The 26,680-nt window shown below is 75.6% G+C and carries 19 protein-coding genes; 11 read left to right on the forward strand and 8 right to left on the reverse strand.

All coding sequences use genetic code 11. The features are described 5' to 3' along the window. The first annotated feature begins 195 nt into the window (after window positions 1-195). Together EBM89_RS11820 and EBM89_RS11825 are read left to right on the forward strand one after the other, a co-directional pair. On the forward strand, window positions 196-789 hold the full coding sequence (locus EBM89_RS11820; RefSeq protein ID WP_199732089.1) for a BMP family ABC transporter substrate-binding protein: 594 nt from the start codon (window positions 196-198) through the stop codon (window positions 787-789). Window positions 790-1,160: 371 nt separating this feature from the next. Continuing rightward, a complete protein-coding gene (locus EBM89_RS11825) occupies window positions 1,161-6,500 on the forward strand; it encodes a discoidin domain-containing protein (protein WP_147463538.1) in 5,340 nt (1,779 codons plus the stop codon). Window positions 6,501-6,504: 4 nt separating this feature from the next. On the opposite strand, the gene EBM89_RS11830 is transcribed toward EBM89_RS11825, so the two are convergent. Beyond that, complete coding sequence (locus EBM89_RS11830) at window positions 6,505-7,128, reverse strand: LysE/ArgO family amino acid transporter (RefSeq protein ID WP_122149631.1); 624 nt, start codon at window positions 7,126-7,128, stop codon at window positions 6,505-6,507. Window positions 7,129-7,246: 118 nt separating this feature from the next. Between EBM89_RS11830 and EBM89_RS11835 the strand changes: the two genes are divergently transcribed. Together EBM89_RS11835 and EBM89_RS11840 are read left to right on the forward strand one after the other, a co-directional pair. Further along, window positions 7,247-7,699 carry a helix-turn-helix domain-containing protein gene (locus EBM89_RS11835; RefSeq protein WP_122149632.1) on the forward strand — a complete coding sequence of 151 codons (453 nt, stop codon included), beginning with the start codon at window positions 7,247-7,249 and terminating at the stop codon, window positions 7,697-7,699. A 1-nt stretch (window position 7,700) separates the two neighbouring features. Continuing rightward, window positions 7,701-8,744 (forward strand): PIN domain-containing protein, encoded by a 1,044-nt coding sequence (locus tag EBM89_RS11840; protein WP_122149633.1) that lies wholly within the window; start codon window positions 7,701-7,703, stop codon window positions 8,742-8,744. A 19-nt stretch (window positions 8,745-8,763) separates the two neighbouring features. On the opposite strand, the gene EBM89_RS11845 is transcribed toward EBM89_RS11840, so the two are convergent. Then, window positions 8,764-10,230, reverse strand: a complete 1,467-nt coding sequence (locus EBM89_RS11845; protein ID WP_122149634.1) for a family 43 glycosylhydrolase — start codon at window positions 10,228-10,230, stop codon at window positions 8,764-8,766. A gap of 74 nt (window positions 10,231-10,304) precedes the next feature. Here EBM89_RS11845 and EBM89_RS11850 point away from each other — a divergent pair, with 74 nt between their 5' ends. Next, window positions 10,305-11,189 carry a LysR family transcriptional regulator ArgP gene (locus EBM89_RS11850; RefSeq protein WP_122149635.1) on the forward strand — a complete coding sequence of 295 codons (885 nt, stop codon included), beginning with the start codon at window positions 10,305-10,307 and terminating at the stop codon, window positions 11,187-11,189. Between the two features lies 1 nt (window position 11,190). Here the strand turns inward: EBM89_RS11850 and EBM89_RS11855 are convergent, their stop codons facing one another. The 5 genes from EBM89_RS11855 to EBM89_RS11875 form a co-directional block, all read right to left on the reverse strand. Beyond that, window positions 11,191-14,256, reverse strand: coding sequence for a DEAD/DEAH box helicase (locus EBM89_RS11855; RefSeq protein ID WP_122149636.1), 3,066 nt, complete (start codon window positions 14,254-14,256; stop codon window positions 11,191-11,193). A gap of 98 nt (window positions 14,257-14,354) precedes the next feature. Further along, window positions 14,355-14,795 carry a PTS mannitol transporter subunit IIA gene (locus tag EBM89_RS11860; RefSeq protein ID WP_122149637.1) on the reverse strand — a complete coding sequence of 147 codons (441 nt, stop codon included), beginning with the start codon at window positions 14,793-14,795 and terminating at the stop codon, window positions 14,355-14,357. Continuing rightward, window positions 14,792-16,375, reverse strand: coding sequence for a PTS mannitol transporter subunit IIBC (locus EBM89_RS11865; RefSeq protein WP_122149638.1), 1,584 nt, complete (start codon window positions 16,373-16,375; stop codon window positions 14,792-14,794). The genes EBM89_RS11860 and EBM89_RS11865 overlap by 4 nt, the downstream gene beginning before the upstream one ends. A gap of 109 nt (window positions 16,376-16,484) precedes the next feature. Continuing rightward, complete coding sequence (locus EBM89_RS11870) at window positions 16,485-17,525, reverse strand: zinc-dependent dehydrogenase (RefSeq protein WP_122149639.1); 1,041 nt, start codon at window positions 17,523-17,525, stop codon at window positions 16,485-16,487. Window positions 17,526-17,590: 65 nt separating this feature from the next. Further along, complete coding sequence (locus tag EBM89_RS11875; protein WP_122149640.1) at window positions 17,591-18,352, reverse strand: DeoR/GlpR family DNA-binding transcription regulator; 762 nt, start codon at window positions 18,350-18,352, stop codon at window positions 17,591-17,593. Between the two features lie 254 nt (window positions 18,353-18,606). Between EBM89_RS11875 and EBM89_RS11880 the strand changes: the two genes are divergently transcribed. The 6 genes from EBM89_RS11880 to EBM89_RS11905 all read left to right on the forward strand — a co-directional run bounded on the left by EBM89_RS11880 (window position 18,607) and on the right by EBM89_RS11905 (window position 25,187). Then, entirely contained in the window at window positions 18,607-19,017 is a 411-nt protein-coding gene (locus tag EBM89_RS11880) for a transferase (RefSeq protein WP_122149641.1), read from the forward strand. Between the two features lie 80 nt (window positions 19,018-19,097). Further along, entirely contained in the window at window positions 19,098-21,752 is a 2,655-nt protein-coding gene (gene nirB / locus EBM89_RS11885; RefSeq protein ID WP_122149642.1) for a nitrite reductase large subunit NirB, read from the forward strand. Further along, window positions 21,749-22,099, forward strand: a complete 351-nt coding sequence (gene nirD, locus EBM89_RS11890; protein WP_122149643.1) for a nitrite reductase small subunit NirD — start codon at window positions 21,749-21,751, stop codon at window positions 22,097-22,099. Before nirB ends, nirD begins: the two co-directional genes overlap by 4 nt. Further along, complete coding sequence (gene cobA, locus EBM89_RS11895) at window positions 22,096-23,352, forward strand: uroporphyrinogen-III C-methyltransferase (RefSeq protein ID WP_122149644.1); 1,257 nt, start codon at window positions 22,096-22,098, stop codon at window positions 23,350-23,352. Before nirD ends, cobA begins: the two co-directional genes overlap by 4 nt. Further along, window positions 23,349-24,086 (forward strand): sirohydrochlorin chelatase, encoded by a 738-nt coding sequence (locus EBM89_RS11900; RefSeq protein WP_233571695.1) that lies wholly within the window; start codon window positions 23,349-23,351, stop codon window positions 24,084-24,086. The genes cobA and EBM89_RS11900 overlap by 4 nt, the downstream gene beginning before the upstream one ends. Before the next feature lie 57 nt (window positions 24,087-24,143). After that, window positions 24,144-25,187 (forward strand): App1 family protein phosphatidate phosphatase, encoded by a 1,044-nt coding sequence (locus tag EBM89_RS11905; RefSeq protein WP_147463539.1) that lies wholly within the window; start codon window positions 24,144-24,146, stop codon window positions 25,185-25,187. On the opposite strand, the gene EBM89_RS11910 is transcribed toward EBM89_RS11905, so the two are convergent. Continuing rightward, window positions 25,177-26,634 carry a phytoene desaturase family protein gene (locus tag EBM89_RS11910; RefSeq protein WP_122149646.1) on the reverse strand — a complete coding sequence of 486 codons (1,458 nt, stop codon included), beginning with the start codon at window positions 26,632-26,634 and terminating at the stop codon, window positions 25,177-25,179. The genes EBM89_RS11905 and EBM89_RS11910 overlap by 11 nt on opposite strands. Window positions 26,635-26,680: the final 46 nt, after the last annotated feature.

Below are 26,680 nucleotides of genomic sequence, written 5' to 3' on the forward strand. Positions count from 1 at the left end.
CGGTGGCGCTGCTGGTCGGCGGCGGGCTCGCGGTCCGGCACAGCCGCCGCCGCGCGGCCTGAGCAGGCACGCACCACGGCGCGACCCGGGCGGGTGCCCGGGTCGCGCCCGCCGGGCGACGGCGACCTCCCTCCGCCGCCGCCCGGCGTTGCTCGACTCCCTGCTCCCACCCGTTCCCCGTCGTGAGGTGATGGCGTGACCCCCCGCCGACCCGCCGCCGTCCTCGCGGCGGTCGCTGTGCTGCTGGCCCTGGGCGGGTGCGCCGGTGCGTCGCCCGCGGCGCACGGTGGCTCGACGCCGCCCGTCGGCCCGACCGCGCCCGCCCTCGCGGCGCCGAGTCCCACCCCCGACGCCGCCGCGCCCGTGCTCGCGGTGGTCGGCGGCCCCGCGCCTGCCGTCGAGCAGGTCGTCGCAGCGGTGACCGGGCAGGGCGCCGAGGTGCTGCCCGCGGCGACCCCGGCGTCGGGGGACCCGGAGTCGGTGCTCGTCGCAGCGGCGGACGCCGAGCCGGACGTCGTCGTGGTCGTCGGCGCCGACCTGGTGGACGCCCTGGACCGGGTGTCGTCCCAGCGGCTCGGGCAGCAGTTCCTCGTCGTCGGAGCGCAGCTTCCGGAGCCGACGGCGAACGTCACGGCCGTCGTCTGGCCCGGCGCCGACGCCCGGTGGGCGGTGGACGCCCCGACCGACGCGGCGGTGCTGCTCCCGCGCGTCGCGGAGGCGACCGTGGCGGGGCTCGCCTCGGTGGCGGACGGCGACGGTGACCGGGCCACCGTGCTCACGCTCGACTGAACGGGACCCGATCGGGCGGGGGTGCGCTGGTCCGGACGGGTGATCCCGGGACCGGCTGCTCCGGTGGTCCGACGGCGGGCATTCCGGACATCGCCGACGCGCCTCGGGCCGAGGGTGCCCACACTTACGGGGAGCGCTTACCGGGTCGTACCGCGTGATGATGCGGGACCCGCCCGCTCCCTGCCGCCCCCCGGGCCGGCGACGCAGGCGCGGCCACCCGGTCCCGATCGTGTCGCCCGTGCCCCGGGTGGCGGTCGTCACCACGACGACCTGCGGTGATACTCGACCACGACACGCCGCCCGCCGGGGCGGCACGCGACGACGCGGGGGTGGACCCGACGTGGTGCCCCCGCGGATCGGGGGAGCAGCACATGCGGGCAGCGTCGACGCACGGACGGGCGGGCGCCGTGGCGGCCCTGCTCGCGGTGGTGCTGGCGGGTGGTGCGGCCCCGGCCGCCGCCGCGCCGGGCACCCCGGCCCCCGCCGCCCCGGAGGTGACCGCGGCCCCGGCCCAGGACGGCGAGCCCGTCGGCGCCGGGTCGGTGGCGACGACCCCGCCGCCCGAGGTCGGCGAGGCGGTGCAGGCGACGCTGGACCAGCACCTGTACCGGGACGCGTCCCTGGCGGATGAGCCTGTTCCCACGAACGCCTGGTGGACGGACCTGCTGGTCAGCCGGTTCTCCGGGGATCTGTGGGCGGACCCGCTGGTGGTCGCGAACGACGCGTCCGGCGCCGTGGTGCGCTACCCGACGCGGTGGAACGCGGACGGCACGGCCATGGTGCTGGAGCACCCGGTGCGGGTCGGCGGGCTCGCGGTGCCGCGCCCCGACCCGAGCGACGTGGTGCTCGCGGACTTCGAGGACACGCTGCCGGCGGACTGGGTCGCCGAGGGCGACGCGTTCACGGCTCCGTCGACGGGGACGTCCCCGGGGCAGGGGACGGTCAGCGGGTTCCTCGGGAAGGGGCTGCTCAACTCGTACACGCCGGAGGCGGGCGACGGGGCGACCGGGACGCTGACGTCCCCGGAGTTCGTCGTGGACCGCGTGGCGCTGGCGGCCCTGGTCGGGGGCGGTCAGCACCCCGGTGCCGAGGAGCTGCGGCTGGTCGTGGACGGCGAGGTCGTCGCGTCGGCGACGGGCGAGAACAGCGAGACGCTGCGCTGGGTGACGTGGGACCTCACGCCGTGGCAGGGCCGCACGGCGCACGTCGAGGTCGTCGACTCCCTGCCCGCGGGCTGGGCGCACGTGCTGGTCGACCAGATCGTGCTGACCGACGTCCCCGAAGGGCTGCCGGACCGGTTCGACCCGGCGTTCGCGGCGGACAGCGCGGTGGTGACCGGGTGGGGCGACTGGGACGTGTCCTGGCGGCTCGGCACCGAGGCCGATCCGGCCGCGCCGCACATCGACGTCACGGCGGCGCGCGGCGTGCCGTACGTGTGGTTCGAGTACGACGGCACGACGCCGACCGTGACCCTGGAGCCGGGTGCGGTGCTGACCGACGCGGACGGCGCCCCGCTCACGTTCCCCGTGACGACCGACCGGTTCGTGGTGGACCAGGGCGGCACCCGGTTCGGCGTGCACGCCCCGGCCGGGACGACGTTCGAGCGCACCGGCGATGTCGTGGCGGCCGCGGCGGGCACCCCGCACCTCGTGCTCAGCGCGCTCGCTGCCGACGGGGCCGACCTCGACACGATGCACGCCACGGCCTTCGCGGTCCCGCGGGACACCCGCATGGACGACGCGTACGACTCCACGGCGGGCACGGTCACCGAGACGTGGTCGCTGGACACCGAGGCGCTGGAGGGCGACGGGCTGGATACCGTCCAGGGCTGGCTCCCGCACCAGTACCGGCAGGCGGCGCACGACCTGCCGTTCACCGGCACGACCTACGCCACGCCGCGCGGCGAGATGCGCACCACCGTCGGGCACGGCGGCTGGAGCACGACCTTCGCGTTCACCGGCCTCACGCCGGTGGCGGGCGAGTCGGCGGCCCTCGCCGGGGCGGACCCGGAGGTGCACGCCGCGATGGTCGGCTACCTGACCGACTACGCCGCGCGCACCGGCTACGGCGGTGACACGTACTGGGGTGGCAAGGACGTCCTCCAGCTCGCGGAGTACATGCTCGCCGCGAAGCAGATCGGCGCGACCGAGCCGTACGAGGCGCTGAAGGCGTCGCTGCGCACCGCCCTGACCGACTGGTTCACGTACACGGCGGGGGAGTCGCAGCACTTCTTCACCCGGTACGGGCAGTGGCGCGCGCTGGTCGGGTTCGGGGAGTCCTACGGGTCCTCGCAGTTCACCGACAACCACTTCCACTACGGGTACTTCACCGCGGCTGCCGCGATGCTCGCGCTGGAGGACCCGCAGTGGGCGGCGGGCTACGGCGAGGTCGCCGGGCTGGTCGCGGACCAGTACGGCAACGGCGACCGCGAGAACCCGGACTTCCCGTACCTGCGCACGTTCGACGTGTGGGCGGGGCACTCGTACGCGGGCGGGTACTCCTCGCCGGGCGGCAACAACCAGGAGTCCAGCAGCGAGGCCATCCAGTCCTGGGCCGGGCTGTACCTGCTCGGCGTCGCCCTGGGCGACGCCGAGATGCAGGCCACGGGCGCGATGGGGTACGTCACGGAGCGGGCGGCGGTCCGGGAGTACTGGCTCGACGTCGAGGGCGACGTGTTCGCCGACGCCTACGCGCACTCCACGACGGGCATCCTGTACGACAGCGGGCAGGCGTACGCGACGTACTTCTCAGGTGACCCCGCCTGGATCTACGGCATCCAGTGGATGCCGACCGGGCCGTGGCTGAACTACCTCGGCTGGGACGCCGACCACGCCGCGACCCTGGTGGACGACATGCTCGCGGACCGGCCCCGGGTCGTCGGCGAGGACGGCACGCGCGGTGGCAACGCCGGGCGCATCCAGATGTTCGCGAAGAAGTGGTGGGGCATCGGCACCTACGGCGACATCGACATCGACCAGGACCAGCAGGCCGCGCTGGAGGAGCTGAAGTCGGCGCTGCGCGAGGTCGAGAAGCACCACCCGGGCTACGCCACGGCCGAGGTCGCCGCGAACCCGTTCTACGACGCCACCACCGGCACCGCGTACGTCCAGACCGCCGCGGACGGCTCGCTGGTGTTCCCGGACGCCTACTGGACGCCGGACACGTTCCCCGCAGCGCTGGTCCCGTTCCGGTACGACGAGGCGGTGGTCGACCGGCAACCCGCCGACTGGGACCCGGCGTCGCCGCTGCTCGCGTACCTGGTCACGGACTTCACGGTGGACGAGGACGTCAACGACGCGCTGTACCGGTTCGAGGTCGCGGGCTACGAGCCCGGGCGCGACACCGACCGGGCCGCCGACGTCGTGTCCGCGATGGGCGACGCCCTCGGCAACGTCGTGCTCGGGATGCTCGCCCAGTCGCACCCCGCGGTGTACGCGGACGTGATCGCCGAGCTCGCGCGCCGGGACGACCCGGTCGCGACGTCGGTGTCCATGGCCGGGCTCGTCTACTACAGCGGCCAGGCGAACCTCGCCCTCGGCACCGAGACCGCCGACCGGCACGTGGACGCCCCGCTCGCGCAGGTCTACCGCGACGCCGACGGCGCGTACACCTACGTCGTCCGGAACCCCACCACCGAGCAGCAGGCGTACGCCGTCTACGAGGGCGGCACCCGGGTCGCCACCCTCGACGTCCCCGCCGGGACGCAGCTCACGCACCACGGTGACGCGCGCCTCACCCGCATCGCGGTCGGTCAGGACGTGACGACCGTCGCGCCCGGGACGACCACCACGTTCACCGCCACCGGGTACGACCAGTACGGCGCGGTGGTGCCGCTGCCGGACCTCACCTGGTCGGTGGACGCGGGCGGCACCGTGGACGCCACGGGCGTGCTGCACGCGACGACGGTGACCGAGCGGGCGACCGTCACGGCCCGCAGCGGGGACGTCAGCGCCGCGGCGACGGTCCGCATCGACGTGGCACCTCGCCTGTCCACCCTCGCCGTGGACCCGGGCGAGGTGCGCGTCGAGGCCGGGACCGCGACCAGGTTCGAGGCCGACGGCCTCGACCAGTACGGCGACCCGTACCCGCTCGGCGCGCTGGCGGAGGACGTCGCGTGGTCCACCACCGACGGCACGATCGACGCCGACGGCACGCTCACCGTGCCCGAGCCCGGCTCGGCGGCCGTCACCGCCACGGTCGGCGACGCGCGGGGCACCGCCGTGGTCGCGGTCGTCGGCCCGGCCGCGGACCGGAGGGTCGCGGCGACCGCGACGGCGTCCTCGTCGCTCGGCGGCAACGTCGCCGGGAACGCGGTCGACGGCGACCCCGGCACGCGGTGGGAGAGCGAGCACGGCGTGGACGACGTCGACCTCACCCTCGACCTCGGCGGCCGGTTCGACCTGACCGGGACGCGGCTGGTCTGGGAGGGCGCGGCGGCCTCGGCCTACGCGCTCCAGGTCGCGGACGACGCCGACGGCCCGTGGACCACCGTCCGCACGGTGTCCAAGACCGACGCGTCCGCCGACGACCTCGCCCTCGACGTCACCGCGCGGTACGTGCGGGTGCACGGGATCTCCCGGCTCACCGGGTACGGGTACTCGCTGCACGAGGTCGAGGTCACCGGCACGCGCACCGCGGCCGAGATCACGCCCACCCGCCTGCTGCTCGCCCCCGACGGCACCACGGTGCGCGCGGGCGCCGACGTCGCGCTCACCGCGCACGCGTTCGACGCCACCGGCGCCGGGGGACCGGTGGCCGCGACGTGGTCCGCCACCGGCGCGGGGACCGTCGCGGAGGACGGGACCGTCACGGCGGGCGCCGAGCCGGGCGAGGTCGCGGTCACCGCGCAGGTCGGTGATCTCGCGGTGAGCACGGTCGTGACCGTCGCGGCGAACGGCGACGCCGCCCCGGACGCCCCGGCCGAGCCGCGGGACGTCGCGGTGGGCAAGCCTGTGACCGCCTCGTCCGCCGAGAACGACGGCCTGCGCCCCGCGGCCGCCGTGGACGGCGACCCGGTCACGCGCTGGTCCAGCGCCGCCGCCGACGACCAGTGGATCGCGGTCGACCTCGGGGAGGTCGTGCCGGTGGACCGCGTCGAGCTCGACTGGGAGCGCGCCGCCGCCGCCGACTACCGGGTGCAGGTCCGTGCGACCGCCGACGCCGCGTGGACGACCGTCGCCACCGTCACCTCCGGTGGCGAGGGCACGGCCGTGCACGTGACCGAGGACGTGCGCGCCCGGTACGTGCGGGTGCTGGCGGGCGGCCGCACGACGTCCTACGGCGTCTCGCTGCACCGGTTCGCGGTGTTCTCCCGCGAGGGGCGGCCGACGCCGGACCTCGCCCGGACCGGCACCGCGACGTCCTCCTCGGACGAGTACGCCGGGTTCGCGGCGGCGAACGCCGTGGACGGCGACCCCGGCACCCGGTGGGCGAGCGCGTGGACCGACGAGGAGTGGCTGTCCGTCGACCTCGGGCGCACCGAGCGCGTGCGCGAGGTGACGCTCGTCTGGGAGGGCGCGTACGCCACCACGTACGTCGTGGAGGGGCGGACGGCCGGGGCGACGGCCTGGACGACGCTCGCGGAGGTGACCGACGGCGACGGCGGCACCGACGTGCTCACCGTCGACGCCGCGGTGCGGGAGGTGCGGGTGCGGGGCGTGCAGCGTGCCACGCCGCACGGGTACTCGCTGTACGCGGTCGAGGTGCGCTGACCCCTCACAGGCCGAGCAGCAGCGACGCGGCGATCGTCGCCATCACGACGGCGATCGTCGCGTCGAGCACCCGCCACGCCGCCGGGCGGGCGAACACCGGGCGCAGCAGCCGCGCCCCGTACCCGAGCGCCGCGAACCACACGAGGCTGCCCAGCACCGCACCCGCGCCGAACCACCAGCGCAGGTCGCCGTGCGTCCCGGCGACCGAGCCGAGCAGCACGACGGTGTCCAGGTAGACGTGCGGGTTCAGCCAGGTCAGCGCGAGCGCGGTGCCGAGAACCGGCAGCAGCCCCGCCCGCCCGGGGGCCGGCGCCTCGTCGGTGAGGACGTCGCCGGTCGGCCGCCAGGCGCGGCGCGCCGCGACCACCGCGTACCCGGCGAGGAACACCGCGCCGCCCACGCGCGCGGCGACGAGCACCGCCGGGTACCGGTCCACCAGGGTGCCGAGGCCGCCGACCCCGGCGGTGATGAGCACGGCGTCCGACAGCGCGCACACCGCGACCACCGGCAGCACGTGCCGACCCCGCAACCCGGTACGCAGCACGAACGCGTTCTGGGCGCCGATGGCGACGATCAGCGACAGGCCGAAGGCGAGTCCGGTCAGCGCGGTGGCGAGGGAGGCGGGCACGGGGTGAAGGTAGGGCGACGACGGTGCATCGGTCCAACGACTGCTCCTGCTGCTGCATCAGAAGAACTGATACCTAGAGCTCTACCGCTTTCGACTCTTGCGAATTAGGGTCGGGGTCATGACGCACATGCTGGAGCGCACAGTCATGCCGGAGCCGGACACCACGGCCCTGTCCGACGTCGACGCCGTCCTCACCGTGGAGACCCACGCGTACCTCGTCGCGCCCGACGGTCGCCGGGTGGAGCTGCCCAGTGCGCTCTTCGACGTCCTGAGCAGCGTCGTGCGCCTGATGCGGCAGGGGAAGGCGGTGACGGTCGCGCCGCACGACACGGTCATGACGACGCAGGAGGCCGCCGACTTCCTCGGGGTCTCCCGGCCCACGGTGGTGAAGCTGCTCGAGGACGGGGTCATCCCGTTCACCAGACCGAACCGGCACCGCCGCGTGCTGCTGTCCGACCTCGTCGACTACGAGCGGCGGGTCCGCGCCGAGCGCCGTGTGGTCCTCGACGCGCTGACGCGCGACGGTGGTCTGCCGGACACGGGTGTGCCGGGCTTCGAGGCCACGCGCTGAGATGGCGTTCGTCGTCGTCCTCGACGCGTGCGTGCTCGTCCCGCACCCCCTTGTCGACACGCTGCTGCGCGCGGCGGACGCCGGTCTGTACGAGCCGCGGTGGAGCGCGCAGATCCTGGACGAGGTCGAGCGCGCGCTCGTCCGCGCCCGAGGCCTCGAACCGGGTCGCGCCGCCGGGAGGGTGCGGGCGATGCGGCGCGCGTTCCCGCACGCCGAGGTCGACGGGCACGACGACCTCGTGCCGGCGATGCGCAACGACCCGAAGGACAGGCACGTCCTCGCCGCCGCGGTGCGCACCGGGGCGGCAGCGGTCATCACCGCCAACGTCAAGGACTTCCCGACCGCCGCGCTCGCCCCGCACGCGATCGAGGCGCTCCACCCGGACGAGTTCCTGCTGGACCTGCTGGACCTCGACGAGCCGGCGGTGCTGCGCGTGCTGGCTGATCAGGCTCGTGCTTACGCGAACCCGCCGGTCACCCTCCCGACGTTGCGCGGCCACCTCGCGGCCGGGCTTCGCCCGCGCCGCGGAACGCCTCGCGATCGACGCGCTCGCGCCGACGTGACCCACGAGACAGCCGCACCGGGACCATCGGTCCCGACGGTCGCCCCGTGCGGGGAGCACAGTGGCGGGATGCAGCAGAACGAGGCGTCCGCGCAGGTGGACGTGGTCGAGCAGGCACGGCGTCGGGCGGCCGACGTCCGCCGGAACGTGGAGCAGGTCCTCGCGCTGGTCGAGGAGGAGGGCGGGCCGTTCGACTTCGTGTCGGTGGCGGCGGCCGCGCACTGCTCCGTGACGTACCTGCGGCAGCACCGCGAGTTCGCGACCCGGATCCGGGACCTCCAGGCCACGGTGCCCGGTCCGCCGGCGGCCGAACCGGCGCGGTCGGACGCGGTGCTGGACCGGCGGCTGGCGCGCGTGGAGCGGCAGATGGCGACGCTGCGCGCGACGGTCAGCCGCCTGGAGGACGAGAACAGCGTCCTGCGGTTCCGGATGGCCGAGGCGGCGCGGGTGCGCCGGCCCGCGCTGGGCGGTCGCGGCGCCTGACGCCGGACGATCCGGCTGGTCAGTCGAGCGTGATCGCGTGCAGATCCGCCCGTCCGCTGCCGGTGTAGCGCAGGTAGAGGCCGGAACGGGCGCTCAGCCCGGACGGCAGCCGGGCCGAGGACGTCCCGCGTCGGGCGGGGACCTCGACGACCGCGACCGGGTCGCCGTCCAGGAGCGTGCTCACCTGCCAGAACCCCTCGCCGCTGCCGCGCGCGTCCACGGTGATCCGCCGGGTGGTGGTGAGGTCGAGGTAGCGGAAGCCCACGACGGCGTCGTGCCGGACGTTCGCGACGTACTGGTCGCCGAAGCCCTCCCGGTCCCGCCCCGTCTGGGTGAGGTACGGGTGCGGGCCGCGCCGGGTGAGGCTGAGGTACGGCGAGGGCCGGGCGCCGTCCGGGCCGCGGAGCACGCACGCGATGCTCGCCGGGTACGTGCCGGTGCCGCGCAGCGGGCCGCCGTGCAACCCGGCGCTGGTCATCTCGACCTGCGCGATCCGGCCGTCGGCGTTGATCTCGACCGGCTCGGCGAGGCCCTGGCGGCTGACCTGGCTGCGGTCGGTGTGCCGGTGGTGGAACACGAACCACCGCCCGCCGACCTCGGCGAGCCCGCCGTGGTTGTTGCCGGTGTACGCGACGGCCTGCTCGGGGCGGCGCCCCTGGTACCCGATGTCGCCGTTGCTGACGAGGGTGCCGCCGTAGCGGAAGCCCTCGTCGGGCCGGTCGCTGGTGGCGTAGCAGAGCTCGTGGCCCTGCACCGAGGAGTACACGAGGTAGTAGGTCGCGCCGATCCGGCGGATCGACGCGGCCTCGAAGAACTCGTGCCCGGCGAACCCTGCGGCGTGCGGCAGGCCCGCCGCCGGGGACCCCGCGCCGGGCAGCACGCGCCGCGGCTCGCCCACGACGGCGCGCATGTCGGACGCGAGCTCCACGACGTAGGCACCGTCCCGGCGCAGCCGGTGCCGGTCGACCTGCCGGCGCAGGAACCAGGTGGTGGGCGCGAAGCCGACGTACAGCCAGACCCGGCCGTCGCCGTCGACCAGGACCCCCGGGTCGAACGGGAAGACGTCGCCCGGCCGCCCGCCGAGCAGGGTGCCGTCCGGGCGGGTGACGTGCCCGAGGAAGGTGTACGGCCCCTCGGGCACGTCCGCGACGGCCACCGAGATCCGCGGGACGAACTGCGTGCCGTGGAACAGGTAGAACCGCCCGTCGCCGCCCTGGACCACGTCCGGCGCCCACATCGAGCGGCGGCCGCGCGGGTTGGTCGGGTCCTGGTCGCGGCGGTACATCACGCCGTGCGACGTCCAGGACGCCAGGTCGTCGACGGGGGCGGACCAGGCGACGTAGTCGTTCTGGCAGAACCGGGTCCCGCGGAACCGGTCGTGCGAGCCGAACACGAACAGCCGGTCGCCGACGACCCGCGGCTCCCCGTCGGGGACGTACTCCCAGGTGGGGAGGTACGGGTTCACCGCCTGGGCCTGCTCGTGCATCTCCTGACCGTACCCCGGACGATCCGGGCACCTCGTCCCAGACGGCGGGCGCCGGGCGTCACTACGGTGGGGTGATGAGCGAGGTCGACCTGCCGCAGCTGCGCGCCCTGCGGGCCGTCGTGGACGAAGGATCCTTCGAGGGCGCCGCCGCGGCGCTGCACCTCACGCAGTCGGCGGTGAGCCAGCGCATCCGTGCGCTCGAGACGGCCGTCGGCCAGGTGCTGGTGCGCCGCAGCCGACCCGCCGGGGTCACGGAGGCGGGTGCGGTGTACCTGCGCCTCGCCCGTCAGGTGCTCGGCCTCGCGGCGGACGCCCGGGCGGAGGTCGCGGCGGGCGCCACCGGCGAGCGCACCGTGCTGCCGATCGCGGTGAACGCCGACTCCCTCGGCGCGTGGGTGCTGCCCGCGCTGGCGCCGCTGGCCGACGAGATCGCGTTCGACCTGCACCGCCAGGACCAGGACCACGCCGCGGAGCTGCTGCGCGACGGCACCGTCGTCGCCGCGATCACCACCGACTCCCGCCCGGTGCAGGGCTGCGAGGTCCACCGGCTCGGCGTGCTGCGCTACCGGCCGATGATGGCCGCCGCCCTCGCCGCGCGCTGCTTCCCGGACGGACCCACCCCGGAGGCGCTGGCCGCCGCGCCCGTCGTCGTCTACGACCGGCAGGACGACCTGCAGGACCGCTACCTGCGCACCCGCGGCGCCGACGTCTCCCGACCGCCCCGGCACCACGTGCCCGCCACCGCGGACTTCCTGCTCGCCGTCCGCCTCGGGTTCGGGTGGGGGATGCTGCCCGAGGTCGACGCCGCGGCGGGGGAGCGCGACGGGACGCTCGTCGACGTCGACCCCGGCCGCACCGTGGACGTGACGCTGCACTGGCAGCAGTGGACGTTGCGCACGGCCGCGCTGGACCGGGTGAGCACCGCCGTGCGGGACGCCGCGGAACGGTATCTGCGCTGACTCAGCCCAGCAGCTCGCGGACGTCGTCGGCGGTGAGGGCGGACCCGAACAGGTCGCCGTCGTCCAGCACGGCGTCCACCAGCGCGGCCTTGCGCTGCTGCAGCGCGACGACCTTCTCCTCGACGGTGCCCGCCGCGATCAGCCGGTAGACCATGACCGGCCGGTCCTGCCCGATGCGGTGCGCCCGGTCCACGGCCTGCTGCTCGGCCGCGGGGTTCCACCACGGGTCGAGCAGGAAGACGTAGTCGGCCTCGGTGAGGTTGAGGCCGGTGCCGCCCGCCTTGAGGCTGATGAGGAACACGGGGGCGTCGCCGGTGCGGAACTCCTCCACCACCGCCTCGCGCCGGGTGGTGGACCCGTCGAGGTAGACGTACGGCACGCCTGCTGCGGCGAGCCGGTCGGCCGCCCGGCCCAGGTAGGACGTGAACTGGCTGAACACCAGGGCGCGGTGCCCCTCGGCGACGACGTCGGCGAGCTGCTCGAGCAGGGCGTCGAGCTTGCTGGACGGCACGGCGGCCTGCTCGGGGTCGATGAGGGAGGCGTCCAGCGCGAGCATCCGCAGCAGGGTCAGCGACCGGTAGACGATGAACCGCTGCCGGTCCAGGTCCTCGATCAGGCCCAGCACCTTCTGCCGCTCGCGCTGCAGGTACAGGTCGTAGACGGCCTGGTGCGCCGGGGCGAGCTCGACCGCGATGGTCTGCTCCTGCTTCTCGGGGAGGTCGGCGGCGACCAGGTCCTTGGTGCGGCGCAGCAGGAACGGGCGGATGCGGCGGCGCAGCCGGTCCAGGCGCAGGGCGCGCAGCCGGGCGGTGGACTCCTCGACGTCGCCCGCACCGGGCCCGGAGGTGATGCCGGCGTGCGGGGTCTCGATGGGGCGCACGTACTGCTGCCCGAAGGCCGTCGCGTGCGGCAGCAGACCCGGGGCGGTGAGCGCGAGCAGCGCGTGCAGGTCGGTGAGCGAGTTCTCGACCGGGGTCCCGGACAGCGCGACGGTGAACGGGACGGCGAGGTCGCGGGCGGCGCGGTGCACGCGCGCGGCGGGGTTCTTGACCTGCTGCGCCTCGTCCAGCACCAGCCCGGCCCAGCCGCCGGGGACGGTGGCGTACGCCTCGGCGTCCAGGCGCAGCAGCGCGTAGGACGTGACGACGACGTCGGCGCCGTCCGCCAGGTCCGCGACGGACGGCCCGCCCGCGGCCTGGGTGCCCGCGGCGCGGCGCACCACGAGCCCGGGGGTGAACCGCGCGGCCTCCGCGACCCAGTTCGGGGTGACCGACGTCGGGGCGACGACGAGGAACGGCGCGGCGCCGGTCGGCTCGGCCGCCCGCTGCTCCACGACGTGCTGGATCAGCGCGAGGACCTGGAGCGTCTTGCCGAGGCCCATGTCGTCCGCGAGGATCCCGCCGAGCCGGTGCCGCCACAGGAACGCCAGCCACGCCAGCCCCTCGGCCTGGTACGGCCGCAGGTCGGCGCGCAGCCCGCGCGGCACGGGCACCGGGTGCGGGGCGTCCCCGGCGGCGTCGGCCAGCAGCGAGCGCCACGCCTCCGGCTCCTCGACCTCGTCGGCGAGCGCCGTGAGGTCCGCCCAGAGGCTCGTCTGGTGGCGGCTGATCCGCAGCCCCGTCTCCCACTCGGTGAGGTCGCGGGCCTCGGCGACCAGGTCGGCCAGCGGCGCGAGCGCGGGGTGGTCCAGCGACAGGTAGGTGTGGTCCACCAGGAGCAGCTTGCGGCGGCCCTGGGCGAGCGCGCGGAACAGCGGGTCGAACGGCACGGTGCGGCCCTCGATGGTGACGAGGACGCCGAGGTCGAACCAGTCGGTCCTGTCGGAGGGCTGCGCGGTGATCGTCAGCACCGGCGCGCCGCGCAGCTCGCGGTACGCCGGGACGGTGCCGAGGGTGTCGACGCGCACGCCCGGTCGGGCGGTGATCCGGGGGAGCACGGTCGTGACGAGCTCGGCGGCGTCGACGTCGCGCAGCGTGACGGGCTCGGGCAGCGCGGTCGGGTCGTCGCCGTCCGCGAGGACGGGCCAGCCGCCGGGCACCAGGTGGCCGGGCACGAGCGTGCGCGGGTCCGGCGTGGGGCCGGAGCGGGCGTGCCCGTCCCAGGACCAGGTGAGGTCGGCGACGTGCCCGGGCGAGTGCCGGACGGTGAGCACCAGCGTCGGCGGGGCGGGCGGCGGCAGCGCCACCGAGCCGTCGGCGCTGGTGACGTCGAGCCCCGCGCGCAGCGCCGGGAGCCGGTCGCGCACGAACCGCTCGGTCTCCCGGGCGGGGACGACGACGCCGTCGCGCAGGGCGTCGGCGACGCTCTGCCCGCCCAGGAGCGCGAGCTGCTGCGGCCCGAGCGGCTCCGCGGTCGGCGCGAGCAGCACCTGCCGGGGGTGCGCCGGGTCGACCACGTACACCCCGTGCGTCCCCACGGGGTGCGCGTGCTCGGGCGGCAGGTCGGCGCCGTCCACGGCGAGGTGCGCACGGACCCGCACGCCGTCGCCGTGCTGCGCGACGTCCAGGCCGAGCCACGCCTCGCGGCCCACCTCGACCACGGCGCCCGCGCCCGAGCCGACCAGGGCGATGCCGAGGTCGCGGGCCTGGTCCAGCAGCTCCCACAGCACGGGGTTCACGAAGTCGTCCAGGTACACCCACGCGGGGTCGTCGCCGGGCGTCGGCGGCTCGGCCGCACGGTGCAGGGCGCCGACCTGGCAGAACCACCGGTGCTGCTCGGGGTCCATGTCCACCCGGGCGCGCATGTGCGGCAGGTTCGTCCAGGTCAGGCTGCCACGAGTCCAGCCGCGCGCGGACCGCACCACCGGCCGCACGCCGAGGCGGTGCACCGGGGCGGGACCGGTCGCGCCCGGACGTCGGGCGGTGGCGGTGCGGGACACCGGGCCGTTCCACCGGTCGCGGGTGCGGGGCGTCATCTCGCGGAGCTCGACCTGCAGCGCCGCCGCGTGCGTCCGGGTCGGCGCCGCGTCGGGGGCGGTGCCGGGGCCCCAGGCCAGCAGCCCGTCCAGCACCGACGACCAGTCCCCGCCGCCCGCGTCGGCGGGGCGGGAGGTCGGGTCGGGCAGCACGGCCCGATCGTCGCACAACCCCCCGACACCGCGACGCCCGGCACCTCCCGCAGGGGTGCGGAGGAGCCGGGCGCCGCGGCGTCAGAGGGCCAGCCGGGTCAGGCCGGCTCGACCTCCCCGAGGATCGCGGTGAGGTCCGCCGCCGTCGTCGCGGCGAGCAGCCGCTCCACGCGCTCGGCGTCGGTGAACACCAGGGCGATCCGGGACAGCAGCGACAGGTGCTCGTCGCCGACGCCCGCGATGCCGACCACGACGCGCACCGGTCCGGCACCGCCCCAGTCGATCTCGTGCTCGTACCGGATCAGGCAGATCGCCGACTGCCGGATCGTGCCCTTCGCCTCGTCCGTGCCGTGCGGGATCGCGAGCCACGAGCCCATGTACGTCGAGACGGTCTGCTCGCGGGCGAGCATCGCGTCGACGTAGTCCGGGGCCACGGCACCGGCGCCGACCAGCAGCGCGCCGGCCTCCCGGATCGCGTCCTCCTTGGTGGTGGACCGCCCCGCGGGGACCACGAGGTCCTCGCTCAGCAGGTCGGTCATGAGGTGCTCCTCTCGGACTGCTGCGCCGCCTCGCGGACGACGTCGTCGTACACCGGGCTGGACAGGAAGTTGTCGACGGACACGTGCCGGGCGCTCGGGGCGCCCCGGCGGGCGCGGTCGGTGAGCTCGCGCTGCGTGATCACCAGGTCGACGTCGTCCTCCAGGTTCGCGACGGCCTTGTTGACCACCGTGATGTCGGGACGGCCCGCCTTCTTGAGCTTGTCCCGCAGGATGCTCGCGCCCATCGCGGACGACCCCATGCCGGCGTCGCACGCGAACACGATGGACCGCAGGGGCCGGTCGGACGCGGCCTCGTCAGGCCCGGCCTGGGAGGCGGCCATCGCCCCGAGGGCCGAGGACGACTTGCCCTTGTTGGCCTCGGTCTGCGCGATGGCGGCCGCGAGGTCGCCGCCGCCCGCCGCCAGGTCGCGCTTGCGCGAGGCCCGCAGGATCACCGCGGCGATGAGGAACGTCACCGCGAACGACAGCACGACCGACAGCACCACCCCGAGGAACGAGCCCCGTGGCGTCGCGGCGAGCACCGCGATGATCGACCCCGGAGCCGCCGGGCCGCGCAGGCCGCTGCCGAACACCACGTTGGTCGCGATGCCCGTGGCGCCACCGGCGATGGCGGCGACGATCAGCGTCGGCTTCATCAGCACGAACGGGAAGTACACCTCGTGGATGCCGCCGATGAACTGGACGATGGCCGCACCCGGAGCCGACGAGCGCGCCGCGCCGATGCCGAACACCGTGTACGCGATGAGGATGCCGAGGCCCGGGCCGGGGTTCGACTCGACCAGGAACAGCAGCGACTGCCCGGTCTCCACGACCTCCTGCGCACCGAGCGGCACTAGGACGCCGTTGCCGATGGCGTTGTTGAGGAACAGCACCTTCGCGGGCTCGACCACGACGGCCATCAGCGGCAGCAGGTGGTTGTCCGCCATCCACGACACGACGTTGCCCAGCACGTCGGACACGCCCGTGATGATCGGGGCGAACCCGAAGAACGCGCCCACGGCCATCGCGGCACCGAGGATGCCCGCCGAGAACATGTCGACGAGCATCTCGAAGCCCGGCCTGATCTTGCCGGCCCACAGCGAGTCGACCTTCTTCATGATCCACGCGGACAGCGGGCCGACGACCATGGCGCCGAGGAACATCGGCACCGTGGAGCCGGTGATCATGCCGACCGCGACGATGGAGGCGACGACGCCGCCGCGCTCCTTGTAGACGATCCGCCCGCCCGCGTTGGCGATGAGGATCGGCAGCAGGTACGTGACCATGGGCCCGACGAGGCCCACGTACTGCTGGAAGGTGGTGCCGTCGTCGGCCTGCGCGAGCGCCGTGGCGGCGCCCTGCCAGCTTCCCGGCGCGTCGGCGTCGCCGAACCCGCCGAGGATGCCGTTCGGCAACCAGCCGGCGGCGATGAACAGCGACGTGATCAGGCCCCACGCCAGGAAGGCGGGGAGGTTCGGCATGATCATCGCGCTGAGGAACGCGCCGAACCGCTGGACGCGGACCTGCGCCTGCTTGGCCCGCGTGGGGCCCGTGGTGGGGGTGGCGGCTGCGGTGGACATGACGCCTACACCTCCCCGGAGGGGGTGCTGGGCCGGGCGATGGTGCCCGGCAGGGAGAGGATCGACACTGACCTGCTCCTTCTCAGACGGTGCGACGGGGGGACCGTCGTCACGGCTCGATGGTGACCTTGATGCCCGCGCCCGTGCGGACGACGTCGATGCCCTCGGCGACCTGGTCGAGGGGCAGCTTGTGCGTGATGAGGTCGGCGACCGGCACCGACCCGTCGGCGATGTGCGCCAGCGCCTGGCGGTTGTGCTCCGGGCTCGACCCGTTCGCGCCGAACACCGCGAGCTCGCGGTAGTGCACGAGGTTCGAGTCGAACGTGATCGTCGGCTTGTCCTTCGGCAGGCCGCCGAACAGGCTCAGCCGGCCCTGCGGGGCCAGCATCTGCAGCGCCTGCTCCTGCGCGGCACCCGACGCGGCGGCCGTGATCACCACCGACGGGCCCTTGCCACCGGTCAGCTCCTTGACCGCGGCGACCGGGTCGGTCTCCGCCGAGCAGATCGCGGCGTCCGGCTTCACCACGGCGGCGGCGAGGTCGAGGCGCTCGCGGCTGAGCTCGACCAGGAACACCTGCGCGGCACCGCGCGCCCGGGCCAGCCGGACGTGCAGGCAGCCGATGGGGCCGGAGCCGACCACGACGACGGTGTCCCCGTCGTGGACGTCGATGATCTCCTGGGCGTTGATCGCGCAGGCGAACGGCTCGGCGACGGACGCCTCGGCGTAGGAGACGTTCTCCGGGATGCGGTTGAGGCCGTCGACCTTCAGCACCGCGCGCGGCACGACCATGTACGGGGCGAACCCGCCGTCGAAGTCGTAGCCCATGGAGACCTGGTTCGGGCAGATGGTCATGGCCCCGGCGGTGCAGAACTCGCACTCGCCGCACGGGATGGCCGCGATGACCTGGACGCGGTCGCCGGGGGCCCAGCCCTCGACGCCCGCGCCCACCTCGACCACCTCGCCGGCGATCTCGTGGCCCATGACCCGCGGCGGGACGATGCGCTGGTGCCCGGACGTCGAGATCTTCACGTCCGTGCCGCACATCGAGGTCGCGCGGACCCGGAGCAGGACCTCGCCGTCCCCGGGGCGCGGCTCGGGCGCCTCCTCCAGGCGCACGTCGCCGGGGGCGTAGAAGCGGAAGACCTTCATCATTCTCCTTCGTCGGACGGTGTCCGGGTCGCCCGGCGGGTGCCGAGGCCCGGGGGTGGTGCGTGTCAGGCCCGCACCACGCGCGGGCCTGCGGTCTCGATCTCCTCGGCGAGCTCGGGCGCCAGGCCCGAGTCCGTGACGACGGCGTCCACGGCGGACAGCGGCGCGACCGCCGCGAGCTCCGTGCGGCCGACCTTGGTGTGGTCCGTGAGGACGACCGTGCGGCGCGCGGCGGTGACCAGCGCGCGCTTGACGGTGGCCTCGGCGAGGTCCGGGGTGGACAGCCCGTGCTCGACCGACAGCGCGTTGGTGCCGAGGAACGCCACGTCGACCCGGACGTCCGCGAGCGCCCGCTCGGCCCACCCGCCGACGGCGGCGAGCGTGCGGGGCCGGACGGTGCCGCCGACCAGGTGCAGGGTGACCCGGGGGAGCGCGGCGAGGGCGCTCGCGACGGGCAGCGCGTGGGTGACGACGATCAGCTCGCGGTCGGCGGGCAGCATCTCCGCGAGCCGGACGGTGGTGGTGCCCGCGTCGATGAGCACGGAGCCGCCGTCGGGGAGCTCGTCCAGGGCGGCCTTGGCGATGCGCTCCTTCTCCGCCGACAGCACCTGCTCGCGCTGGGAGACCGCGGGCTCGTGCCCGGCGCGCTCGACGGGGACGGCGCCGCCGTGCACGCGGCGCAGCAGGCCCATCCGCTCCAGGGCGGTGAGGTCGCGGCGCACGGTCTCGGGGGTGACGTCGAGGTCGGCAGCGAGCGCGGCCACCTCGACACGGCCCGCGGCGCGCGCGGTCGTGACGATGACGGTGTGGCGCTCGGGCGGGTACATGACGGCGGTGTCCTGACCTGGTGCGGTCCGGCGGCGGTGCCGGAGCCCCCGACCAGCGGTGGTCGGGCGTGGCACCACTGTGGCGCGGGTCACGGTCCGGAGTCAACAGAAACGAAGAAACTCAGAACCATCCGGGCAAGCATCCGGGGCGAAACGCAGGTGACGGCGCGAGCCCGACCGCCGTCCGGGGGTGGGCGTCACTCGTTCGTGACCGCAGGAACAAACAGGGCGTCCCGGGCGTTCGACCAGGTGCCATGAAGAAGCGATACGAGGACCTCGAGCAGCAGGACGGCACGGTCGTGCGCTACCAGCGGCACGACAACGGCGGCGGACTCGTCGCCAAGGGGGCCGTCGTGGACAGCACCGCCTACGTCGCCGACACCGCCTGGGTCGACCCCGGCGCACGTGTCGAGGCGCGGGCCCGGATCGGGCAGCACGCCTGGGTCGAACCCGGTGCGCGCGTGGAGGTGGCCGCCACCGTCGGCTCCCACGTCCACGTCGGGCGCGGCGCCCAGGTCGGACCCGGCGCGAAGGTGGGCACCCGCAGCCACGTCGGCGCGGACGCCCGGCTCGGCGCGCGCGCCGTCGTCGAGCCGGAGACCCGGGTCGCCGAGGGCACCGTCGTGCCCCAGGCCCGGCGCGGAGACCGGCACATCGCGGCCTGACCCTCCGGGGACCGCCGGCGGCTCCGGGTACTGGGCCGTTGGGCCCAGTACCCGTCGGTGCGGCCGTCGAGACTGGGGGCATGACGCCCCCTTCATCAGCCGTGCCGGACGAGCCCGATCTCGGCCACGTGGTCGTCGTCGGTGCGGGCATGGTCGCGCACCGGTTCGCGGACCAGCTCTGCCGACGGGCGGGCGACCGGACGTTCCACCTCACTGTCCTCGGTGACGAGCCGTGGGCACCGTACGACCGCGTGCACCTGTCGGACGTGTTCGCGGGACGCGCGGACGCGGACCTCGCCCTGGACCCCGCGCCGTGGGCCGACCCGCGGGTCGAGCTGATCACCGGCGACAAGGTCGAGGCCCTGGACCGCGAGGCGCAGACCGTGCGGACCGCGTCCGGTCGGGTCGTGCCCTACGACACGCTGGTGCTGGCGACGGGCTCGTGGCCGTGGGTGCCGCGCACCGAGGGCACCGACCTGCCCGGCGTGCTCGGCTACCGCACCCTCGACGACGTCGGCGCGCTGCGCCGGTGGGTCGCCGAGCGGTCCGCCGTCCTGGGCAGGCCGCTGCGCGGCGCGGTCGTCGGCGGCGGCGTCCTCGGGCTGGAGGCCGCCGCCGCCCTGCAGACCCTGGACGTCGCACCGACCGTCGTGGAGTTCGCGGACCGGCTGATGGCCGTCCAGCTGGACGCCGGTGGCGGCGAGGCCCTGCGGGTGCTCGCCGAGGGCCTCGGCATGGCCGTGCGCACCACGACCGGCGCGACCCGGGTCGGCGCGGCGGAGGACGGCGCCGTCGGGTCGCTCGACCTGTCCACCGGCGACGTGCTGCCCGCCGACGTCGTGGTGTTCTCCACCGGCATCCGGCCGCGGGACCGCCTCGCCCGGGAGTCCGGGCTCGCGATCGCCGAGCGGGGTGGCGTCGTGGTCGGCCCGACCTGCCGCACCGAGGACCCGGCGGTCTGGGCGGTCGGCGAGTGCGCCAGCTACGACGGGGAGGCTGTCGGTCTCGTCGCGCCGGGCAACGCGATGGCCGACGTCGTCGCCGACCGGTTGTGCGGCGGCGACTCCGTCTACGAGAAGGCCGCCGACGGCACGAAGCTCAAGGGCGTCGGCGTCGACGCGGCGAGCTTCGGCGACGTGCTCGGCCTCACGCCCGGTGCCCTGGAGGTGACGTTCGCCGACCCGGTGGCCCGGACCTACCGCAAGCTCGTCGTGTCCGACGACGCCCAGCTGCTGCTCGGCGGCGTCTTCGTGGGCGACATCGCGCTCTACTCGTCCCTGCGCCCCCTGCTGGGCCGCCCGCTCGGCGCGGACCCCTCGGCCTTCCTCGCGCCCGAGGGCGGCGGACCCGCACCGACCGAGCTCCCCGACGACGTCGTGCTGTGCTCGTGCTCGAACGTCTCGGTCGGCACCGTCCGCGAGGCGGTCACCGAGCACGGCTGCCGCAGCGTCGGCGAGGTCAAGTCGTGCACCCGCGCCGGCACGGTGTGCGGCTCCTGCGTCCCGCTGCTCACCACGGTCGTCAACCGCTCGCTGGAGCAGGCCGGCATCGCGGTGTCGAACGCCATGTGCGAGCACTTCGCGATGCCCCGCGCCGAGCTCTACGCCCTGGTGCGGTCCGAGCGGCTGCGCACCTTCACCGAGGTGGTGTCCCGCCACGGCACCGGTCGCGGCTGCGCGGTCTGCCGCCCGGTGGTCGCGTCGATCCTGTCGTCGCTGGGCATCGGGCACGTGCTGCAGCCCGACCAGGCGCCGCTGCAGGACACCAACGACCACCTGCTCGCCAACCTGCAGAAGGACGGCACGTACTCGGTCGTCCCGCGGATGGCCGGTGGGGAGGTCACCCCCGAGAAGCTCATCGCGTTCGCCGAGATCGCGCGGGACTTCGGACTGTTCACCCGGATCACCGGCGCGCAGCGCATCGCGATGTTCGGCGCCCGGCAGGACCAGCTCCCGGCGATCTGGCGGCGCCTCGTCGACGCCGGGTTCGAGTCCGGGCAGGCGTACGGCAAGTCGCTGCGCGCGGTGAAGACCTGCGTCGGGCAGACCTGGTGCCGGTTCGGCGTGCAGGACTCCGCGAGCATGGCCATCCGCCTGGAGATGCGCTACCGCGGGCTGCGCTCACCGCACAAGTTCAAGGTGGGCGTGTCCGGCTGCGCCCGCGAGTGCGCCGAGGCGCGCGGCAAGGACGTGGGGGTGATCGCGACCGAGCAGGGCTGGAACGTCTACGTCGGCGGCAACGGCGGGTTCACGCCCCGCCACGCCGAGCTGCTCGCCGAGGACCTGGACGACGAGGCGCTGGTGCGCACGGTCGACCGGTTCCTGGCGCTGTACGTGCGAAGTGCCGACCGGCTCCAGCGCACCGCGCGCTGGGTCGAGGCGTACCCGGGCGGGGTCGCCGAGCTGCGCCGCGTGCTCGTCGAGGACTCGCAGGGCATCGGCGCCGAGCTGGACGCCGAGATCGCCCGGCACGTCGGAGGGTACGTCGACGAGTGGCGCGCCACCCTGGACGACCCGGAGAAGCTGCGCCGGTTCACGCCCTACGTCAACGCCCCCGGGCAGCCCGACCCGGACCTGTCCTACGTCCCCGAGCGCGGCCAGGCCCGCCCGGCGCGGGCCGGCGAGCACGGCGTGCCCGACCTGCGCGCCGCCCGGTCGGCCGCCGCGGCGCCCGACGGGTCGCTCGACATCGAGATCGTCCCCCCGACCCGTGAGATCCAGGAGAGCACGCCGTGACCGCCGACGGAACCACCCCGACCCGGGTCTGCGGGCTCGCGGACCTGCTGCCCGAGCGCGGTACCGGTGTGCTGCTCGGCGAGCACCGGATCGCGGTGTTCCGGCTGGCCGACGACCGGGTGCTCGCCGTGCAGCAGCACGACCCGTACTGCGGGGCCAACGTGCTGAGCCGGGGCATCGTCGGCGACGTCGCGGGCGCGCCCACGCTCACCTCACCGATGTACAAGCAGGTCTGGGACCTCACGACCGGTGCCTGCCTGGACCCGGTCGGCAAGGAGCCCGTCGACCTGCGCACGTACCCGGTCGCCGTCGAGGGCGAGGACGTGCTCGTGGCGGTGACCTCGTGACGCTCCTGGACCTGGACCTGAGCGGTCGGCCCGTCCTGGTCGTCGGCGGTGGTCCCGTCGCCGCGCGGCGTGCCGCGAACGCCGTGGCCGCCGGCGCCCGCCTCCGGGTGGTCGCGCCGACGCTCGTCCCCGACCTCGTCGCGCTGGCGGCGTCCGGTGACGCGCAGGTGGAGCAGCGCCCGGTGCGGGAGGACGACGTCGACGGCTCCTGGTTCGTCTGGTGCTGCACCGGCGACGTGGACGTGGACGCCGCGGTGCTCGCGTGGGCCACCGACCGACGTGTGTTCTGCGTCGTCGCCGCCGACGGGACCGCCGGCACCGCACGGACACCCGCGGGTGCGCAGGTCGCGGGGATGCGGGTCGCGGTCGTCTCGGACGGGTCGCCGGACCCGCGACGCGTCGCGACCGTGCGGGACCGCCTGGTGGACGCACTGCTCGAGCCGGGCACGGACACCCGAGCCGGGCGTCCCGACGTCGCCGGGCCGGACGTGCTGCTGCCCGGCGAGGTCGCGCTCGTCGGCGGCGGTACCGGTGACCCCGCCCTGATGACGGTGCGCGCCCGGACGCTGCTCGCGCAGGCCGACGTCGTCGTGACCGACCGGCTCGGCCCCACCGCGGTCCTCGACGACCTGCGGGACGACGTCGAGGTGGTCGCGGTCGGCAAGGCACCCGGTCTGCACAGCGCCACCCAGGCGGAGATCGAGGACGTCCTCGTGGACCGGGCGCGCGCGGGGCACCGGGTGGTGCGGCTCAAGGGCGGCGACCCCTTCCTGTTCGGTCGTGGCGGCGAGGAGGTGCTCGCGTGCCGTGCCGCCGGGATCTCGGTCCGCGTCGTGCCCGGGGTGACCTCCGCGGTCGCCGCCGCCGGGTCGGCGGGGATCCCCGTCACGCACCGCGGCACCAGCGACCGCGTCCACGTCATCAACGGTCACGGCGGCCTGAGCGACCTGGACCTCGCCGGGCTCCGCGACGCCCGGGTCACGACCGTCGTCCTCATGGGGATGGCCGGGATCGCCCGGTGGAGCGCGCAGGCGCTGGCGGCCGGGGTCGACCCGGCCACGCCCGCGGCCGTCGTCGCGAACGCGACCCTGCCGGACGAGCGGGTCGTGCACGCGCCGCTGGGCGACGTGGTCGCGCGGTGCGCCGAGCAGGGCGTCCGCTCGCCCGCCGTCGTCGTCGTCGGCGAGGTCGCGCGGCCGGGCCTGCTCGACCCGGCCGTCACCACGCCGGTGATCCCGGGGACCCGGCCGTGACCGCCGTGCTGGTCGCCTGCGCGCACGGCACCCGCAGCCCGGACGGGCAGGGGGTCGTCCGGTCGCTCGTCGCGGACCTGCGGGCGCTGCGGCCGGGGCTGCGCGTCGAGGAGGCGTTCGTCGACGTCCAGGAACCGGCGGTCGCGGACGTCGTCGCGGCGGTCCTGGCCGACGCGCCCGGCACCGGGGCGGCCGTCAGCCCGGCGGGGCGGCCTGCGGTCGTCGTCGCGCCGCTGCTGCTGTCGACGGGGTTCCACGTCCGGCACGACATCGGCGCGGCGGTCGCGGGGCGTCCCGCACGGGCCGCCGCCCCGATCGGCCCGGACCGACGGCTGGTCACGGTGCTGCTGCAACGGCTGCACGAGGCGGGGGCGGTCCCCGGCGACGCCGTCGTGCTCGCGGCGGCCGGCTCGAGCGACCCCGCCGCTGCCGAGGCGGTGCGGGAGGTCACGGCGGGCCTCGCCGAGGCGTGGGCGGGTCCCGTCACCGTCGGGTTCGGCGCCGCGGCGGAGCCGACGGTCTCCGCCGCGGTCGCCGCCGCGCGGGCCGACGGTGCCGGTCGGGTGGTCGTGGCCTCCTACCTGCTGGCACCCGGGCACTTCCACAGCGCGCTCGCGCGGGCCGGGGCCGACGTGGTCACCGCGCCGCTCGGCCCGCACCCGTTGCTGGCCCCGATCGTGCTGGACCGGTACGACGCGGCGGTCGACGGAGCCGGGGGCACCGTCCCCGGCTGAGGCGGCAGCCCGCGGCCTCCAGGGGCGCGTCCGCCGGCCTGTGCCGATACTGGGGTGATGAGTGTCGCCCGGATCGCCGCCCGTGCCGAGGACGGGTTCAACGCCGCCGTCGTGCGCGTGCTGTCCCGCCGCGGGTACACCCCGCGCGTCGTCGCCTACCCGTCGTACGGCACCGTCGACCGTGTCCGGGTGCGGGCGCGGGTGCTGCTGACCGCCCCCGACGCCCCGACGCCGGGCAGCGTGGCGCGACGCGGCTGGCGGAACCTGTTCTCGGCGGAGCTGCCGGGCGCCGTGGTGCGCGTCCGCACCGCGCCGGGCGCCGACGGCGAGGAGGTGCTGGTCGCGCGCACGGACCGCAGCGGGTACCTCGACGCCCCGGTGGACCTCGCCCTGGAGCCCGGCTGGCAGGACCTGTACCTGTCGGTGGACGGCGGCGACGCGGACGTCCCGGCTCCGGTGCAGGTGGTCGCGCCGACGGCGACGCACGGCATCGTGAGCGACATCGACGACACCGTCCTGGTGACGATGGTGCCCCGCCCGCACGTGGCCGCGTGGAACTTCCTGGTGCGCTCGGAGCAGCGGCGCAAGCCGGTGCCCGGGATGCCCGAGCTGTACGGGCGGCTCCGGGACACCCACCCCGACGCCCCCGTGTTCTACCTGTCCACCGGGGCGTGGAACACCGCGAGCGCCCTGTCCCGGTTCCTGCACCGGGTGGGGCTGCCGCAGGGCTCGCTGCTGCTCACGGACCTGGGTCCGACGGGGACGGCGCTGCTGCGCTCGGGTCGGGAGCACAAGGCGGCGACGCTGCGGCGGCTCGCCGAGGAGCTGCCGCACCTGACCTGGATCCTGGTGGGGGACGACGGTCAGCACGACCCGCAGGTCTACGAGACGTTCGCGGCGGAGCACCCCGGCCGGGTCGCGGCCATCGCGGTGCGCGAGCTGTCGGTGCCGGAGCAGGTCGCCCAGAACGGTCTGCCGGGTCCGACCCCGGCGACCCGCCGCGCGGTGGGGGAGCTCGACCGGTCGGCGGTGGTGACGGCGCACGCCCCGGACGGGGCCGCGCTCGCGCGGCAGCTCCAGGACGCGGGTGTCATCGGCTGACGGTGCGGCCGAACACCTGGCGCAGCGCGCGGCGCGCCGCGTACCACCCGGACAGCCCGTGCACGCCCGGCCCCGGTGGGGCGGACGCGGAGCACAGGTACACGCCGGGGGCCCCGCTGGCGTAGGGGTCGAGGCGCGGCGTCGGCCGGGTCGCCATGCTCCACAGCGACACCGCTCCGCCGGAGATGTCGCCGCCGACGAGGTTCGCGTCGTGCGCGGCGAGCCCCGCCGCGGGGATCGCGTGGTGGGCGACGACGGTGTCCCGGAACCCGGGGGCGAACCGCTCGACCTGCCGGAGCACCGCCTCGGTCGGGTCGACGTCGGACCCGGCGGGCACGTGCGCGTACGCCCAGACCGGCCGCAGGCCGCCCGTCGCCCGGCTGTCGTCCACCACGGTGGGGTCCGACACCAGGGTCAGCGGGTGCTCGGCGTGCCGGCTGCGCGCGACCGCCCGCTCGGCGGCGACGACCTGGTCGCGGGTGCCGCCGAGGTGCACGGTGCCCGCGCGGCGCACCTCCGGGTGGGCCCAGGGGATCGGCCCGTCCACCACGAGGTCGACCTTGGCGGCCGCGTTGCCGTACCGGTACCCGGCGTAGGCGCGCGCGAGGTGCGGCGGCATCGCGTCGCCGAACACCTGGGCCACGAGGCGGGGGCCGGTGTCGAACAGGTAGGCGCGCGCCGGGGGCAGGTCGGCCCGCCGGGCCACCGGGTGCCCGGTGACGACCCGGCCGCCGAGCCGCACCAGGTCCCCGAGCAGCGCGTCCACGATCGCCTGCGAGCCCCCGCGCAGCACCGGCCAGCCGTGCCCGGCGTGCGCGAGCGTCGTCAGCAGCACCGCGGTCCCCGCCGCCGCCAGCGACGGCAGCGGGGTGATCGCGTGCCCGGCGACGCCGGTGAGCAGCGCGGCGCCCTCGGTCGTCCGCAGCGAGGACGGCACCACGGACTGCCCGTTGCGCAGCACCCCGAGGGCGAACCGCGCTGCCGTCGCCGCGGCGCGGGCCGGGTGCCCGGACACGCCGTCCGGCACGCTGCGGTGGTCGCCGAGCGCGAGCGCCACGACGTCCTGCCACGACTCGCTGAGGGGGCCGAACAGCCGGCGCCACGCCTCGCCGTCCGCCGCTAGGCCCTCGGCGGTGCGGTCCAGGTCCCGGTAGGCGACGCCTGCGCGGCCACCGTCCAGCGGGTGCGCGAACGACACCTCGGGCGTCAGCACCTCGACGCGTTCGTCCAGGCGCAGCGACCGGAAGAACGGCGACGCCCACGCCATCGGGTGCACCGCCGAGCAGATGTCGTGCCGGACGCCGGGCGCCAGTCCGAGGTCGAGCGTGCGGGAGCCGCCGCCGACGGTGTCCTGGGCCTCCAGCACGACGACCTCGAGCCCGGCCCCCGCGAGGGTCACCGCCGCCGCGAGCCCGTTCGGCCCGGAGCCGACCACGACCGCGTCCACCGGGCGCCCCGACCCGGCACGGGGCCGGGGCCGCCGGGTGCGCGCC

The sequence above is a fragment of the Cellulomonas triticagri genome (assembly GCF_003696205.1).
Taxonomy (GTDB): Bacteria; Actinomycetota; Actinomycetes; order Actinomycetales; family Cellulomonadaceae; genus Cellulomonas; species Cellulomonas triticagri.